Source organism: Telluria sp. ZT3P39, assembly GCF_059685935.1.
In genome coordinates, this window is record NZ_JCASIH010000001.1 from 118,043 (window position 1) to 132,167 (window position 14,125).

Genomic DNA, 14,125 nt, shown 5'->3' on the forward strand with positions numbered 1-14,125 from the left:
GTGGGCGGGTTCCCCGCCCGCGCGTTCAACCAGCGGGAGAAAAGCCGCGCCGGCAGCAGCACCATGATTTGAACGCGCGGGCGGGAAGACCCGCCCACCCTACGTGAAATATGCCTCGGACGCGATGGTGATCACCCCCACCAGCAACACTGCCAGCACCAGCACGATCAGCAGCCTCCCGAACTTCGGCGTGCCATCCCCTTCCGGCTGCGGGACTGGACGGTCTTCTCCGGTATCCCTCATGGCAGCAGCACCGTGGAGCCGGTCGTGCGGCGCCCTTCCAGGGCGCGGTGCGCTTCTGCCGCGTCGGCCAGTGCAAAGGTCTGGTTGACGTCGATCTTCACCTTGCCGCTTTCGACCATGCCGAACAGCTCGAGCGCCATCGCTTCGAGCTCTTCACGTCTGGAGGCATACGCGAACAGCGTCGGCCGCGTGATGTAGAGCGAGCCGCGCGAAGCCAGTTCGCTGAGCGCGAATGGCGGCACCGCGCCGGAGGCATTGCCGAAGCTGACCATCAGGCCGCGCGGCTGCAGGCAGTCGAGCGAACGGATGAAGGTGTCCTTGCCCACCGAGTCGTACACCACCGGCACTTTCGCGCCATTGGTGATCTCGAGCACGCGCTGCACCACATCCTCGGTGTTGTAGTTGATCACGTGGGCCGCGCCATGCGCCCTGGCCAGCGCCGCCTTCTCGCTTGATCCCACGGTGCCGATCAGGTTCACGCCGAGCGCCCGCGCCCACTGGCAGGCGATCAGACCGACGCCGCCCGCGGCCGCATGGAACAGGATGGTCTGGCCCGGCTGCAGTTTATAAGTGGAGGTGAACAGGTACTGGACCGTCAGCCCCTGCAGCATCATGGCCGCGCCGGTCTCGAAGGAAATCGCATCGGGCAGGCGCACCAGGACGTGCGCAGGCATGACGCGCGCCTGGCTGTAGGCGCCCGCCGGGCCGCCCGCATAGGCCACCCGGTCGCCCGGCGAAACGTGGGTCACGCCCTCGCCCACCGCCTCGACCACGCCGGCGGCTTCCTGGCCCAGGCCACTCGGAAGCGCCTGCGGATACAGGCCGCTGCGGAAATAAGTGTCGATGAAATTCAGGCCGATCGCGTGGTGGCGCACGCGCGCCTCGCCCGGCCCCGGTTCGCCGACTTCGACGTCGACATACTCCAGCACTTCAGGTCCGCCGGTGGCGGCCATGCGGATTGCTTTGACCAGCATGTGGTCTCCTTTCATGGTTGGGCCGTGGCCGCGCGCAGTTGCGACAGCACCAGGCGCGCGGTCGAGACATTGGTCGCGCACGGGATGTTGTGCACGTCGCAGGCGCGCACCAGGGCGTTGATATCGGGTTCGTGGGGCTGGGGCGTCATCGGGTCGCGTAAAAAGATCACGCAGTCGATCTCGCCCTCGACCAGCATGGCGCCGATCTGCAGGTCGCCGCCGACCGGGCCAGAATGCTTGCGGTCGACCGCCAGTCCCAGCTCGTTGGCGAGGCGCCCGCCGGTGGTGCCGGTGGCCGACAGCGTGCAGCCCTGGAGGAAGCCGAGGTACTCGCCCGCGAGCGTGATCATGTCGTCCTTCTTCTTGTCGTGCGCGATCAGCGCCAGGCGTGGTCTTACCAATGGATTCTCCGAAGGCTTGGTTGGAAGCGTCATTTTTTGAGCGACAGCAGGTAGATCCCCACGAGCACGAGGCCGGTGCCGGCAAGCTGCACGCTGGTGATCGGCTCGCCGAGGATCAGCGCGCCGAGGAAGAGCGTGGAGACCGGGCCGATCATCCCGGCCTGCGAAGCGGTTGCGGCGCCGATGCGCTGCACCGCGGCCATGGTCATGAACACGGGGAAGATCGTACAGAATACTCCATTCACCAGCGACAGCCAGTATACCTGCGGCGGCTGCACCAGCAGGCTGGCGGGACGCAGCAGGAAGAACTGGCCGATGCAGGCCACACTCGACACGCACATCGCATAGGCCACCAGGCGCAGCGAACCGATGCGGCGCACCATCTCGCCGGTGCCGAGCAAATACAGGGCGTAGGCGACGGCCGAGCCCAGCACCAGCAGCGAGCCGAGGATGGTGCTGCCCGAGCCCCCGGCCAGATCGTGCACGAACACCAGCACGATGCCGCAGTAGGCCAGCCCCAGCGCCGCCCATTCCATCGCGCCAATGCGGCGCTTGAAGATCATCACGTTGGCGAGCAGGACAAAGGTGGGCGTCAGGAACAGGATCAGGCGCTCGAGCCCGACCGAAATGTGCTGCAGGCCCAAGAAGTCGAGATAGCTCGACAGGTAATAGCCGAGCAGGCCCAGCCCGGCGATGCGCCAGCGGTCGCGGCTGCTTAGCGGCGGCTGGGTCCGCATCTTCCAGAGCGCGACTGCCGCAAATACCGGAAACGAGAACAGCATCCTGAACGCGATCAAAGTAACCGCGTCGATGTGGTAGCGATACAGCAGTTTGGCGACTACGGCCTTCGTGGAGAACAGGATGGCGCCGCCAATGGCGATCGACAAGCCGGCAAGAAGGGCCGCGCGTGGTAAAGGAGCAGCAGCGTTGGCGGTGGCGCTTGGTTTCATCCGACGATTGTACGGTTGAACAGCCGTGCTTGCTGGAGACAGGCTGGAGCGGGCCGGAGAACGGCGCGGCCATCAAGCTGTCGAACCTTGCACAGCAATCACAACGAGGAGAGATCGCATGAACACCTTCATGGCGAACCGGGGCACGCCCCGGAGCACCAGCCGCACCGAACCTGTCCACGGCGCACCCGCCTTGAAACGCCCGGCGCGCCGGCGCAAGCGCAGCGGAGGTCCGCGATGAGCCTGTTCGTCGTCGATGAGCGCCCGGGCCCGCGGGCCTGGCTGGCGCTGGCCTGGCTGGTGCTGCTGGTAGGCGCCTGCTGGTCGTGGTTTGCCTTCCAGGGTATGCATCCGCCGCCGGGCGGCGCCCTGCGCGACTTCGCCGGTTCGGCGCCGGCGCCGCTGCAGGCCGGGCAGCTGGTGCTGGTGTTCGTGATGTGGACGGGCCTGTGCGTGGGGCTGATGCTGCCCGGGGCCTCCGGCGCCGTGTTCGTGTATGCGCGCCTGGCCGACGAATGCGAGGCCCTGCGCTGGCCGCGCCTTGCCGCCGCGCTGTATGCGGTCGGCTGCCTGCTGGCCTGGTGCGGCTTCGCGGCGCTGGTCACGCTCATCCACTGGACCCTGCACGACGCCGGCATGCTCGACGCCACGCTGGCGGTGCGCCACCCGGCCGGCGCCGGCCTCGCCATGGTCGCCGCCGGCGTCTACCAGTGGACGCCGGCCAAGCACGAGTGCCTGGACTATTGCCGCACGCCGCTGCCGGGCGTGCTGGCCGAGTGGCGCGGCGGCCTGGCCGGTGCGCTGTGGCAGGGTGCGGAGCACGGGCGCATCTGCCTGGGATGCTGCTGGCTGCTGCTCCTGCTGCCCCTGGGAGGCGGGCCGGGCGACCCGGGCGTGGTGGCGGCCGTGGGCCTGCTGCTGCTGTGCGAGCTGCGCCTGAAAGAAGGCACGCTGGCGGGCTGGGTGTCGGGCCTGGTGCTGGTGGCCTGGGGGACGTGGCGAATGTTCCCTTGAGGTATCCCCGGCCGGTCGGAGCCAATTGCGGTTTTCTTGCTGTTGTGCTGACGCCGCCAGACGATTTTGCAGGAGGGGCCTATGTTAGAATGTCGGCCTCTCTTGCATACCGTCTAAGGATTTTTCGACATGGCTGGACACAGCAAATGGGCCAACATCAAGCATAAGAAAGCCGCTACCGACGCCAAGCGCGGCAAGATCTGGACGCGCCTGATCAAGGAGATCACCGTGGCCGCACGCATGGGCGGAAGCGACATCGCTTCCAACCCGCGCCTGCGCCTGGCGGTCGAGAAGGCCGCTGACGCCAATATGCCGAAGGAGAACGTGACGCGCGCGATCCAGCGCGGTTCGGGCGAGCTCGAAGGCGTGAACTACGAAGAAGTGCGCTACGAAGGCTACGGCATCGGCGGCGCGGCCATCATCGTCGACTGCATGACCGACAACCGCGTCCGCACCGTGGCCGAAGTGCGCCACGCCTTCAGCAAATACGGCGGCAACATGGGCACCGAAGGCTCGGTCGCCTTCATGTTCCAGCACACCGGCCAGTTCCTGTTCGCGCCCGGCGTGGACGAGAACAAGCTGATGGAAGCGGCCCTGGAGGCCGGCGCCGACGACGTGGTGGCCGATGAAGAAGGCGGCTTCGAAGTCCTGTGCGACCCGTTCGCATTTTCCGGCGTGAAGGAAGCGCTTGAAACGGCCGGTTTCAAGGCCGAGGTGGCCGAAGTCATCATGAAGCCGGCAACCGAAACCGCCTTCACCGGCGACGACGCCATCAAGATGCAGAAACTCCTCGACGCGCTGGAGAACCTGGACGACGTCCAGGAAGTCTTCACCAACGCGGTCATTGAAGAATAAGCTGGAAACGCTCGCATGAAAATCCTCGTAGTCGGCTCTGGCGGCCGTGAACACGCCCTGTCCTGGAAACTGGCCCAATCGGAACGCGTCCAGACCGTCTTCGTCGCGCCGGGCAATGGCGGCACCGAACTCGACCCGCACCTGGTGAACATCGACATCACCGACCCAGCGGCGCTGGCCGACTTCGTGGTGGCCGAAGGCGTCGCCCTGACCCTGGTGGGTCCGGAAGCGCCGCTGGCCGCCGGCATCGTCAACCTGTTCCGCTCGCGCGGCCTGAAGATCTTCGGCCCGACGCGCGAAGCGGCGCAGCTCGAGAGCTCAAAGGATTTCGCCAAGTCCTTCATGGAGCGCCACGGCATTCCGACCGCGAAGTACCAGAGTTTTTCCGATGCCGCGGCAGCCCACGCCTATGTCGACGCCAATGGCGCGCCGATCGTGATCAAGGCCGACGGCCTGGCCGCCGGCAAGGGCGTGGTGGTGGCGATGACACTTGCTGAAGCGCATAGTGCGGTCGACCACATGCTGTCCGATAACGCGTTCGGCGACGCCGGCGCGCGCATCGTGATCGAAGAATTCCTGGCCGGCGAAGAGGCCAGCTTCATCGTCATGTGCGACGGCAAGAACGTGCTGGCGCTGGCCACCAGCCAGGACCACAAGCGCCTGCTGGACGCCGACGCCGGCCCGAACACCGGCGGCATGGGCGCCTACTCCCCTGCCCCGATCGTCACGCCCTCGATGCATGCGCGCGTGATGCGCGAGATCATCAACCCGACCATCCAGGGCATGGCGAAGGACGGCATCGTCTTCACCGGCTTCCTGTACGCCGGCCTGATGATCGATGCCGAGGGCAATCCGCGCACGCTGGAATTCAACTGCCGCATGGGCGACCCCGAAACCCAGCCGATCATGGCGCGCCTGAAAAGCGACCTGGTGCCGGTACTGGAGCACGCCTGCAACGGCACCCTGGACGCGGTCGAACTCGAATGGGACCGCCGCACCGCGGTGGGCGTCGTGATGGCCGCCGCGGGCTACCCGGACAGCCCGCGCAAGGGCGACACCATCGTCGGCATCCCGGCCGAGACGCCGGAATGCGTGACCTTCCACGCCGGCACCACGCTGGTCGGCGGCACCCTGCAATCGAACGGCGGCCGCGTGCTCTGCGTCGTCGGGCTGGGCGACAGCGTCAAGATGGCGCAGAAGCAGGCGTATGAGACGGTGGAGAAGATCCACTTCAATGGCGCGCAGTACCGGCGCGATATCGGGTGGCGTGGGGTGAAGTAAGTTCGCGGCACGCAAAATCAAGTGGGTTCCCGCGCAGGCGGGAACCCAGGTTCGCAGCACACCATCAGCTTCCCCTGCACCACAATAATAAGAACACCCCCACAGGTGTACAATCTGCCCCTTCCTTTTCCCCGACACCACCCCAAGCGCATGTCCACCCCCGATCCACTCGCCGTCAAAGCCTGGCTGCTCGATCTCCAGTCCCGCATCGTGCAGGCCCTTGAAAACATCGACGGCAAGCCCTTCCTGCGCGACACCTGGGAACGCCCGGAAGGCGGCGGCGGCATCTCGCGCCTGATCGAAGAAGGCAATGTGTTCGAGCGCGGCGGCGTGAACTTCTCGCACGTCACCGGCGCCAGCCTGCCGCCGTCGGCAGCAAGCGCGCGCCCTGAACTGGCGGGACGCGCCTGGGAAGCGATGGGCGTGTCGCTGGTGCTGCACCCGCGTAATCCCCACGCGCCGACGGTGCACATGAACGTGCGCTTTTTCGAGGCGACCGCGCCAGGCAAGGAGCCGGTCTGGTGGTTCGGCGGCGGCATGGACCTGACGCCGTACTACGGCAATCCCGACGACGCGCGCCACTTCCACCAGGTCTGCCACGATGCGCTGGCGCCGTATGGCGACGATCTGCACCCGCGCTTCAAGAAGTGGTGCGACGACTACTTCTACCTGAAGCACCGGAAAGAAGCACGCGGCGTGGGCGGCATCTTCTTCGACGACTTCAACGAAGCCGGTTTCGACGCGTCGTTCGCGATGGTGCAAAGCGTCGGCAACGGCTTCCTCGATGCCTACCTGCCGATCCTGCAGCGCCGCAAGGAGGCGCCTTACGGCGAACGCGAACGCGACTTCCAGGCCTACCGGCGCGGGCGCTATGTCGAGTTCAACCTGGTGTGGGACCGCGGCACCCTGTTCGGCCTGCAGTCGGGCGGGCGCACCGAAGCGATCCTGATGTCGATGCCGCCGATCGTGAAATGGCGCTACGACTGGCACCCGGAACCCGGCAGCCCGGAAGCCCTGCTCTACAGCGACTTCCTCGTGCACCGGGACTGGCTCGCGCCGTGACGCGTTGCGTCGCCTTGCTGGGCGGGAGTTTCGACCCGGTCCACCATGGCCACGTCGCGCTGGCCGCGTTGTTCGCCGAGCTGCTGCGGCCCGACGAACTGCGCATCCTGCCGGCCAGGCCGTGGCAGAAAAGCGCGCTGCAGGCCAGCGACGCGCAGCGCATCGCCATGCTCGAACTGGCCTTCGGCGGGCAGCCGTTCGCGGGGCTCGAGACGAGCGTGACGATCGACTTGCAGGAGATCGAACGCGGCAGCCCGACCTATACCGTCGATACCCTGCGCGGATTGCGCGCAGAACTTGGACAAGCAGCATCGATCGTCTTCCTGATGGGAGCCGACCAGCTGCAAAAGCTCGACACCTGGCGCGAATGGCATGCGCTGTTCGCGCTATGCAACCTCGGCGTGGCTGCACGCCCGGGATATGAACTGGATCAGGATAAATTGCCCCCAGCAGTAGCGCAGGAACTCTCGCAGCGTCTGGCGACGCCGGCGGAAGTGCGCCTTGCCCCATACGGCAAAGTCTGCCTCGCAGAGACCCTGGCGGTAGATATTTCTGCCACACAAGTTAGAAACGCCCTGCGATCGGGCATGAAGACAAACGCCGACATTAGCGCGCGCCTTCCGTCGCAAGTGCTAGACTATATTCAACAACATAACTTATATAAAAGCTAATGGATATCAAGAAACTACAAACCCTCGTCGTTGACGCCCTTGAAGACGTCAAAGGACAGGAAATCGCCGTGTTCGACACGATGCACCTGACCAGCCTGTTCGACCGCATCGCGGTGGTCTCGGGTACCTCGAACCGCCAGACCAAGGCGCTGGCCGCCTCGGTACGCGACAAGGTCAAGGCCGCCGGCGGCGACGTGGTCGGCATGGAAGGCGAGGACACCGGCGAATGGGTGCTGGTCGACCTGGGCGACATGATCGTCCACATCATGCAGCCGGCCATCCGCCAGTACTACCGCCTGGAAGAAATCTGGGGCGAGAAGCCGGTGAAGCTGGGCGCGGCCAAGCGCAAGTCGACCGCCGAAGCCGAAGCGGCCGAGCCGAAGGCCAAGTCCAAGCACCTGGCGGCCACCCAGGCGCAGCCGGAAGTCAAGCCGATCCGCGAGCGCAAGCCGGCAGCTGCAAAGAAAGCAGCAGCCCCCGCCGCCGCCGCCAAGAAGCCGGCCGCCAAGAAAGCCCCGGTCGGCAAGACCATCAAGGTCATGCCAAGCAAGACCGAGATCGCCGCCGTCGAAGCGACCAAGGCCAAGCCGCCCAAGCGCGTGACCAAGGCAGCGGCGCCGGCCGATGCAGCGCCAGTGAAAAAAGTGATCCGTCGCGTGAAGAAGACTGAAGAATAAGCTGCGTCTTCTGACTCCATGCAACTGATCATTGCCGCCGTCGGGCACAAGATGCCGGCCTGGATCGAATCCGGGTTCGGCGAGTACACGAAGCGCATGCCGCCCGAGCTGCGCATCGTGCTCAAGGAAATCAAGCCGGTCGAGCGCTCGGGCAGCAAGACTGCCGCCACCGCAATGGCGCTCGAACGCGAGCGCATCGAGGCGGTGCTGCCCAAGGGCGTGCGCATCATCGCGTTAGACGAGCGCGGCAAGGACCTGACCAGCGTCGGGCTGTCGCAGATGCTGGAAACCTGGCAGCAGGACGGCCGCGACACCGCCTTCCTGATCGGCGGGGCCGATGGCCTCGATCCCGAGCTGAAAGCGCGCGCCGAAGGCATGTTCCGCATCTCGAGCATGACACTGCCGCACGGAATCGTGCGTGTCATGCTCGCAGAACAGCTGTACCGTGCCTGGTCGATTACCCAGAACCATCCGTACCACCGCGTCTGACCCCGATGAAACCAACTGACAAGAAAATCTATCTCGCCTCCAAGAGCCCGCGCAGGCGCGAACTGCTGCGCCAGGTCGGCGTGGAATTCGAACTGCTGATGGTGCGTGGCGATCCGGCGCGCGGCGTCGACGTCAGCGAAGAGGTGCTGCCGGGCGAAGACCCGCACACCTACGTGGCGCGGGTGGCCAGGGAAAAAGGCGCGTTCGCCTGGAACGTCCTGCAGATGCGGCGCCAGCCGCTGCGCCCCATCCTGACGGCCGACACCACCGTCACGGTCGACGGCGAGATCCTGGGCAAGCCGGCCGACACGCAAGAGGCGGTCGCCATGCTCGAGCGCCTCTCGGGCCGCACCCACCAGGTGCTGACCTCGGTGGCGATCCATGCCGAACGCATCGCCGACCAGATCACGCAGGTGTCGGAAGTGCGCTTCGCCAAACTCACCCCGGCCCAGATCAAGGCCTATTGCGCCAGCTCCGAGCCCTACGACAAGGCCGGCGGCTACGGCATCCAGGGCCTGGCCGCGCTGTTCGTCGAGCATATCGAGGGCAGCCATTCGGGGATCATGGGATTGCCGCTGTTCGAGACGGCGATCTTGCTGCGCAAGGCGGGTTATCAGATCTGACCCTGTCGGCGGCATCAAATCTGACGCGACTCAAAGGGTGGGCAAGTTCCTTGCCCGCGCGTTCAACCAGCCCATGTGTCGCCGCAATGCATGCGTGATTTGAACGCGCGGGCGGGAGACCCGCCCACCCTACGCCAGACGGCCACCCCACCGTGTATCATGGCACCCTGAACAATACCGCGCGACTGGTCCCATGAACGAAGACATCCTCATTAACATCACTCCGCAGGAAACGCGCGTTGCGCTGGTCCTCCAGGGCGCGGTGCAGGAACTGCACATCGAACGCACCCTGACGCGCGGGCTGGCGGGGAATGTCTACCTGGGCAAGGTCGTGCGCGTGCTGCCGGGCATGCAGTCGGCCTTCATCGACATCGGCCTGGAACGCGCGGCCTTCCTGCACGTGGCCGACATCTGGGAAGCGCGCAGCCACGACGGCGCCGCCACCACTCCCACCCCCATCGAAAAGCTGCTGTTCGACGGCCAGGTGCTGACCGTGCAGGTCATCAAGGACCCGATCGGCACCAAGGGCGCACGCCTGTCCACGCAAATCTCGATCGCCGGCCGCATGCTGGTCTACCTGCCGCAGGACCAGCACATCGGCATCTCGCAAAAAATCGAGAAGGAAGCCGACCGCGACCAGTTGCGCACCCGCCTGCAGAACCTGCTGCCGAAGGAAGAAAAAGGCGGCTACATCGTGCGCACCCAGGCCGAGGAAGCCTCGGACGTGGACATCGCCGCCGACGTCGATTACCTGCGCAAGACCTGGGGCTCGATCGTCCAGGGCGCGCGCACCCGCCCGCCGACCTCCCTGCTCTACCAGGACCTGAACCTGGCCCAGCGCGTGCTGCGCGACTTCGTGCACGACGAGACGGCCACCATCCAGATCGACTCGCGCGAGAACTTCAACATGCTGGTCGAGTTCGCGCAAATCTATACGCCGAGCGTGCTGGCGCGCCTGGCGCACTACACCGGCGAGCGCCCGCTCTTCGATTTGTACGGCGTTGAAGAAGAAATCCTGCGCGCGCTGGGACGCCGTGTCGACCTGAAAAGCGGCGGCTACCTGATCGTCGACCAGACCGAGGCGATGACGACCATCGACGTCAACACCGGCGGCTATGTCGGCGGGCGCAATTTTGCCGACACCATCTTCAAGACCAACCTGGAAGCGGCGCATGCGATCGCGCGCCAGCTGCGCCTGCGCAACCTGGGCGGCATCATCATCCTCGACTTCATCGACATGGAGAACAACGAGCACCGCAACCAGGTGCTGGCCGAGCTGAAGAAAACGCTCGCGCGCGACCGCACCAAAGTGTCGGTGAGCGGCTTCTCGGCGCTGGGACTGGTGGAGATGACCCGCAAGCGCACCCGCGAATCGCTGGCCCACATCCTGTGCGAGCCCTGCCCGGCCTGCGCTGGCCGCGGCCAAGTGAAAACCTCGCGCACCATCTGCTACGAGATCCTGCGCGAGCTGCTGCGCGAAGCCAAGCAATTCAACCCGCGCGAATTCCGCATCGTCGCCTCGCAGGAAGTGATCGACCTGTTTCTGGAGGAAGAATCGCAGCACCTGGCGATGCTGGGCGACTTCATCGGCAAGCGCATCTCGCTGCAGGTGGAAAAAGGCTATCACCAGGAACAGTACGACGTCATCCTGATGTGATTCCCGCGGCGCGCGCCGGGCGCCTTGCCGCGCTTACCGTGGCGCTCGAGCCGGCAGCGAATCCAGGAAGTCGTTCAGCCGCGCCGGCGCGACGGGTTTCGTGAAATGCATGTCGAACCCCGCGTCCTTCGAGCGCACCAGGTCATCTTTCGCGCCCCATCCCGACACGGCCACGATGGTGCGGCGCTCCATGCCGGCGATCTTCCTGAGCCGGCAGGCCACCTCATAGCCCGACATCTCCGGCATGCCAATGTCGAGGATGACGACATCGGGCTGGAATTCGGCGGCCAGCTGCAATGCCTGCTGTCCGTCGTGCGCCATGCGCAGTTCGTGGCCCTGCATCTCGAGCAGCGAAGCCAGGGTGAACGCGGCATCCACATTGTCGTCCGTGACCAGGATGCGCAAGCTCTTCCCGGCCCGGGCAGCGTCATCGGGCGATTGCGCACCCGGCGCGGCCGCCAGCTTGCTGGTGTCGATCGGCAGCCGGACAATAAAGGTGCTGCCCTGGCCGGCGCCGTCGCTGCTGGCCGTCACGGTGCCGTCGTGCAGGCTGACGAGCTGGCGCACCAGCGACAAGCCGATCCCCAGCCCCCCTTGGGAATGCTGCATGTTGCGGCCGACCTGGCTGAACATGTCGAACACCGATTCCAGCGAATCGGCCGGAATGCCGATGCCGTTATCGGCCACCGAAATGATGGCCTCGGCGCCATCCTGTCCGACGCTCAGGCTGATCCTGCCTCCCGGCGGCGTGTACTTCGCCGCATTCGTCAGCAGGTTGCCCACGACCTGGGCAATGCGGGTGGCGTCGGCATTGACCGGCAGCGGCCCATCCTGCAGCGTCATGCTGAACACATGGCGCCCTTTCTCGATCAGGGGCAGGCTGGTCTCGACGGCATTGGCGACGATCGACTTCAAATCGACCGCTTCGCGCTTGATGTCGACTTTCCCGTTGGTGACGCGGGCGATATCCAGCAGGTCGTCGATCAGGTGCGAGAGCTGCCTGACCTGGCGCTCGATGATGCCGCGCACGTTAGTGACGGTCTCCAGGCTGTCGGCGCGCATGCGCATGATTTCAAGGCCGGTCAGGATCGGGGCCAGCGGATTGCGCAGTTCGTGGGCCAGCACGGCCAGGAATTCGCTCAGGTTGCGGTTCGATTTGGCCAGGTCCTCGAACAGGGCGCGCTGGTTCGCCTCGGACAGGCGCAGCGCCGCCTCGGTACGCTTGAAGGCATCGATGTCGGTAATCACGGACACCAGGCCCTTGGGAAGGTCCTTGCCGTCCTTCAGGGGAACCGCGGCGATTTGCGTCCAGATCTCGGTGCCATCGTCTTTGACATAGCGCGCTTCGATCCCCGGCACGACCCGCTCGCCCCGCAAGGCGCGCATGCCCGGGAATTCCTCACGCGTATAAGGCCGGCCGTCGTCGTGGAAGGACTTCCAGCGCTCGTGCCGCGCGTCGTCCAGCGACGGCAAGGTCATCGTCGGCAGGTAATGGTGCATTTCCTGGTTGGACAGCAGCAGCTTGCCGTCCTGGTCAGCCACTGCCACTCCCACCGGCAATGCCTCGAAGACTGCGGAGAGCATGTCCTGCGTGTCGTGCAGCGCCTGCTCGGCCTGCTTTCGATCGTCGATGTCCAGCACATTGCCGACGAATCCGAGGAAGGCGCCCGTCGCGGAAAAGCGCGGGCGTCCGGTATCGATGACCCAGCGGTAGCCGCCGTCGGCATGCGAGACCCGGTGCTCGAGGCTGAACTCGGTCTTGCGCCCGTTGGCATCCTGGAAGGCCTGCGCCGCGGCGGCCCGGTCGTCCGGATGGATGGCCGTGGTCCAGCCGATCCCCAGGCCGTCTCCCTCGGCTTGTCCCGTGAATGCATACCAGCCGCGCGAGAGGAAGGAACAGTTGCCATCGGGCTCGGTGACCCAGAGCATGGCGGGCGCTGCGTCCGCCAACTCGAGGAAGCGCGATTCGCTGCGCTCCAGTGCACGCCGGGCCTGGTAGCGCTGCAGCACGACGGTCGTCTGGTTGGCGCCCACGCCCAGCAGGAGGCGCTCGTTTTCGGAAGGAAAACCAGGCCGCTGCGAAGCGACCATGACCGTGCCGAGTTCGCCCGAGATCCCGAAGTGCACCACGCTGGCCTGCAGGGGCCGTCCGCCCGCCGGATGGGGGATGATCGCAGGGGTGGCGCCCTGCGCAGCCCGCATGGCGTCCAGCATCGCCCGCGCCGTCGGCCGGAACAGCGCTCCGGCGCCCGGTTGCCTGCTGCGGACGGCTTCGACCTCGTCGATGTCGCCCTTGCCGGGCAAGCGGATATAGGCCAGGTCCAGGTCCAGGGTCTTGAGCAGGACGCCGGCCAGGCTCTCGATCACGCCGGCAGGGGGAAGCTCGCCCCAGATCGCCGGCAGGGTCGTCATGGCGACCAGGTCGCGCGTGGTCTGCCGCAGGCGGTCAAGCTCCGGTTCCTGCCTGCCGGGAATCTGCATGCTGTTCAATACAATCCTAGACCGTCGCCGCGGCCGGCAGCGCGCCTGCTGCCTTGCGCGCTTCCAATTCCGCAATCATTTGTTCAGCCGGAACGAAAAACGGATTTTCCTGCAGGATGCCGCCAATGATGACCATCGGGTGGGTGCGCAGGATGTCGATCACCACCGTGGCGTCGAACTGGGACAGGTCGTAGGTGCAGACGACGGGGTCGTGCTGCGCCGGAAGCGCCTGGTTCAGGCGGGCTTCGTATTCGACGATATCGTCCACGCCGGGCCGGTCTTCCAGGGCCCAGGACATGCTGGCGATGTTGCGCGAGATTTTCCCGGGAGGGCTGTTTTCCGGCGCAATGAGTTTCAGCAGCGTCTCGATCATGAGGCGCTGGTCGAAACGGCCGTCCTGCAGGTAGGTCTCGTCCCAGGTGCGCACGTCGAGCTGTCCTTGCGCTTCTGCCGCGGCGGTATCGATGCCGGCCTGCTCCAGGCGCGCCAGATGGTCCGCGCGCAGCGCCGGGCTCACGATGTGGAAGGCGCGGTCGCCGTTCTCGAAACCCTCCTGGATGAAAGGCATGAGCACCCGGTATTCTTCTTCCTTGGTATGGAAGAAGGCGCAGGCATGGCAGGAACGCGTGAGGCTGGAACCGGCCAGCTTGACTGGCGTGCGAAGCTTGGACATAGGAATGACGACAATGAGGGACGAAGGGAGTATGACACGCCGACCATGCTTACTCACCAACAATTAACCGAACG

The 14,125-nt window shown here is 65.7% G+C and carries 15 protein-coding genes; 9 read left to right on the forward strand and 6 right to left on the reverse strand.

Going from position 1 to position 14,125, the window contains the following annotated elements; all coding sequences use genetic code 11:
- Positions 1–99 precede the first annotated feature (99 nt).
- The 4 genes from AC56LR_RS00455 to AC56LR_RS00470 are packed head-to-tail and all read right to left on the reverse strand — an operon-like array spanning position 100 to position 2,568.
- Positions 100–243, reverse strand: coding sequence for a hypothetical protein (locus AC56LR_RS00455; RefSeq protein WP_497126253.1), 144 nt, complete (start codon positions 241–243; stop codon positions 100–102).
- Positions 240–1,214: a quinone oxidoreductase family protein gene (locus AC56LR_RS00460; RefSeq protein WP_497126880.1), complete on the reverse strand. Its 975-nt coding sequence runs from the start codon at positions 1,212–1,214 to the stop codon at positions 240–242. Before AC56LR_RS00460 ends, AC56LR_RS00455 begins: the two co-directional genes overlap by 4 nt.
- 14 nt (positions 1,215–1,228) lie before the next feature.
- A complete protein-coding gene (locus AC56LR_RS00465; protein WP_497126256.1) occupies positions 1,229–1,651 on the reverse strand; it encodes a methylglyoxal synthase in 423 nt (140 codons plus the stop codon).
- Entirely contained in the window at positions 1,648–2,568 is a 921-nt protein-coding gene (locus tag AC56LR_RS00470) for a DMT family transporter (protein ID WP_497126258.1), read from the reverse strand. The genes AC56LR_RS00465 and AC56LR_RS00470 overlap by 4 nt, the downstream gene beginning before the upstream one ends.
- A 237-nt stretch (positions 2,569–2,805) precedes the next feature.
- Here AC56LR_RS00470 and AC56LR_RS00475 point away from each other — a divergent pair, with 237 nt between their 5' ends.
- The 9 genes from AC56LR_RS00475 (at position 2,806) to rng (ending at position 10,897) form a co-directional block, all read left to right on the forward strand.
- Positions 2,806–3,582: a copper chaperone gene (locus AC56LR_RS00475; protein ID WP_497126260.1), complete on the forward strand. Its 777-nt coding sequence runs from the start codon at positions 2,806–2,808 to the stop codon at positions 3,580–3,582.
- Between the two features lie 129 nt (positions 3,583–3,711).
- A complete protein-coding gene (locus AC56LR_RS00480) occupies positions 3,712–4,437 on the forward strand; it encodes a YebC/PmpR family DNA-binding transcriptional regulator (RefSeq protein ID WP_497126262.1) in 726 nt (241 codons plus the stop codon).
- Positions 4,438–4,452: 15 nt separating this feature from the next.
- The gene (purD, locus tag AC56LR_RS00485) at positions 4,453–5,718 is read left to right on the forward strand and encodes a phosphoribosylamine--glycine ligase (RefSeq protein ID WP_497126264.1); all 1,266 of its coding nucleotides are present in this window, start codon (positions 4,453–4,455) and stop codon (positions 5,716–5,718) included.
- A 150-nt stretch (positions 5,719–5,868) separates the two neighbouring features.
- Positions 5,869–6,780: an oxygen-dependent coproporphyrinogen oxidase gene (gene hemF, locus AC56LR_RS00490; protein WP_497126267.1), complete on the forward strand. Its 912-nt coding sequence runs from the start codon at positions 5,869–5,871 to the stop codon at positions 6,778–6,780.
- Positions 6,777–7,451 (forward strand): nicotinate-nucleotide adenylyltransferase, encoded by a 675-nt coding sequence (locus AC56LR_RS00495; protein ID WP_497126270.1) that lies wholly within the window; start codon positions 6,777–6,779, stop codon positions 7,449–7,451. Before hemF ends, AC56LR_RS00495 begins: the two co-directional genes overlap by 4 nt.
- Positions 7,451–8,128 carry a ribosome silencing factor gene (rsfS, locus tag AC56LR_RS00500; protein WP_497126272.1) on the forward strand — a complete coding sequence of 226 codons (678 nt, stop codon included), beginning with the start codon at positions 7,451–7,453 and terminating at the stop codon, positions 8,126–8,128. Before AC56LR_RS00495 ends, rsfS begins: the two co-directional genes overlap by 1 nt.
- An 18-nt stretch (positions 8,129–8,146) precedes the next feature.
- Positions 8,147–8,617 (forward strand): 23S rRNA (pseudouridine(1915)-N(3))-methyltransferase RlmH, encoded by a 471-nt coding sequence (gene rlmH, locus AC56LR_RS00505; protein WP_497126275.1) that lies wholly within the window; start codon positions 8,147–8,149, stop codon positions 8,615–8,617.
- Positions 8,618–8,622: 5 nt separating this feature from the next.
- Positions 8,623–9,240 (forward strand): Maf family protein, encoded by a 618-nt coding sequence (locus tag AC56LR_RS00510; RefSeq protein ID WP_497126277.1) that lies wholly within the window; start codon positions 8,623–8,625, stop codon positions 9,238–9,240.
- 193 nt (positions 9,241–9,433) lie between these two features.
- Complete coding sequence (rng, locus tag AC56LR_RS00515; RefSeq protein ID WP_497126279.1) at positions 9,434–10,897, forward strand: ribonuclease G; 1,464 nt, start codon at positions 9,434–9,436, stop codon at positions 10,895–10,897.
- Positions 10,898–10,930: 33 nt separating this feature from the next.
- On the opposite strand, the gene AC56LR_RS00520 is transcribed toward rng, so the two are convergent.
- On the reverse strand, positions 10,931–13,378 hold the full coding sequence (locus AC56LR_RS00520; protein WP_497126881.1) for a hybrid sensor histidine kinase/response regulator: 2,448 nt from the start codon (positions 13,376–13,378) through the stop codon (positions 10,931–10,933).
- 16 nt (positions 13,379–13,394) lie between these two features.
- Positions 13,395–14,051, reverse strand: a complete 657-nt coding sequence (locus AC56LR_RS00525; RefSeq protein WP_497126281.1) for an MEDS domain-containing protein — start codon at positions 14,049–14,051, stop codon at positions 13,395–13,397.
- Between the last annotated feature and the right edge of the window lie 74 nt (positions 14,052–14,125).